This window comes from Rhizobacter sp. P2_H2 (genome assembly GCF_056403375.1).
This window is the reverse complement of the sequence record NZ_JBFUFP010001117.1, coordinates 1-1,711: the sequence shown is the minus strand read 5'-3', so window position 1 is coordinate 1,711 and position 1,711 is coordinate 1. Positions and strand designations below refer to the sequence as shown.

The following is a 1,711-nucleotide window of genomic DNA, read 5'->3' as shown; positions in this document are numbered from 1 at the left end:
TCGGTGAGCTTCGGGATTTCGTTCATCGCGGTGGGCCTCGGCTTGGTGAAATGGCGTGGACTGAACATCCATCCAGTGACTGTATTTTTATCCAGCTTCGTGAAAAATGCAAAGAACTGATCAGATCGTCGTCGTGCTCGGCACCGGCGGCACCATCGCCGGCACCTCGGCGGCCGCCGGCGACAACATCGGCTACACCGCGGCGCAGCTCGGCGTCGCGCAGCTCGTGAAGGCGGTACCGGCGCTGGCCGCGGTGCCGCTCGAGCCCGAGCAGGTCGCGCAGGTCGACAGCAAGGACATGAGCGCCGACGTGTGGCGCGCGCTGGTCAGGCGGCTGGCGCACCACCTGGCGCGGCCCGAGGTGGCGGGCGTGGTCGTCACGCATGGCACCGACACGCTGGAGGAGACCGCGTGGCTGCTGCAGCGCGTGCTCGCGCCGGCCAAGCCGGTGGTGCTGACGGCGGCGATGCGGCCCGCCACCTCGCTGCAGCCCGACGGGCCGCAGAACCTGCTCGATGCGGTCGCCGTTGCGCAGCACCCCGGCGCGCGCGGCGTGGTCGCGGTGCTCGGCGGCGTGGTGCATGGCGCGGCCGACGTGCGCAAGGTGCACACCTACCGCATCGAGGCCTTCGATTCGGGCGACGCCGGCCCGGTCGGCCGCATCGAGGAAGGGCGGCTGCGGCTGTTCCGTCCGTGGCCGGCGGGTGAGGCGTTGCCTGCGGCGCGGCTGGCCAGGCTGGTCGACGGCCCCGCGTGGCCGCGCGTCGACATCCTGCTCAGCCATGCGGGTGCCGATGGCGTGCTGGTCGATGCATTGATCGAGCGAGGCGCACGCGGCATCGTGGCCGCGGGCACCGGCCACGGCACGGTGCACCACGCGCTCGAAGCCGCGCTGCTGCGCGCGCAGTCGACCGGCGTGCGCGTGCTGCGCTGCAGCCGCGTGGCGGGCGGCCCGGTGTTCGCTCAGCCCGGCGATGTGTTGCCCGCCGGCGGCGAGCTGTCGCCGTACCAGGCCCGCATCGAGCTGCTGCTGCAACTGCTCGCGGAATGACAAACGGCCCGCGAAGGGCCGTTCTTCATCAGGCGCAGGCGGGGCTCAAGCGACGGTCAGCGTCACGTCGACGTTGCCGCGCGTCGCGTTCGAGTACGGGCAGATCTGGTGCGCCGTCTCGACGATCTGCTGCGCCACCGAGCGCTCGACGCCCGGCACGGTGATGGTCATCGCGACCTGGATGCCGAAGCCTTGCGGGATCGGGCCGATGCCGACGCTGGCGGCGATCGAGGTGTCGGCCGGCAGCGTGACCTTGTGCTTGCCGGCAGCCACCTTCATCGCGCCGATGAAGCAGGCCGAGTAGCCGGCGGCGAACAGCTGTTCGGGGTTGGTGCCGACGGCGCCGTTGCCGCCCAGTTCCTTCGGCGTGGTCAGGCGCAGGTCGAGCACGCCGTCCGACGACTTGGAGGTGCCTTCGCGGCCGCCGGTGGAGGTGGCGTGGGCGGTGTACAGGACTTTTTCGAGGGCCATGGTGTCTTCCTTCAGGTGGTGGGGTGGGTCAGGGGTAACAACAACGTTCACGCATGCGCCGCATCGGGCGCGTCATCGAGCAGTTGCTGGCGCAACTGCTGCAGGCGTTGGGTCAGGTCGGTCAGCTCGCCGATGCTGCAGCCGCTGGCCTGGGCCAGTTGGGCCGGCACGCCGCGCGCCTGCTGGCGC

Annotated in this window: 2 protein-coding genes; one reads left to right on the top strand and one right to left on the bottom strand. The window is 71.0% G+C overall.

Translation table 11 applies throughout. The features are described 5' to 3' along the window. Nucleotides 1-106: 106 nt before the first annotated feature. Nucleotides 107-1,051: an asparaginase gene (locus AC1D15_RS30660; RefSeq protein WP_477828997.1), complete on the top strand. Its 945-nt coding sequence runs from the start codon at nucleotides 107-109 to the stop codon at nucleotides 1,049-1,051. A gap of 45 nt (nucleotides 1,052-1,096) precedes the next feature. Here AC1D15_RS30660 and AC1D15_RS30655 read toward each other — a convergent pair whose 3' ends face one another. Beyond that, nucleotides 1,097-1,522 carry an organic hydroperoxide resistance protein gene (locus tag AC1D15_RS30655; RefSeq protein WP_047513304.1) on the bottom strand — a complete coding sequence of 142 codons (426 nt, stop codon included), beginning with the start codon at nucleotides 1,520-1,522 and terminating at the stop codon, nucleotides 1,097-1,099. Nucleotides 1,523-1,711 lie beyond the last annotated feature (189 nt).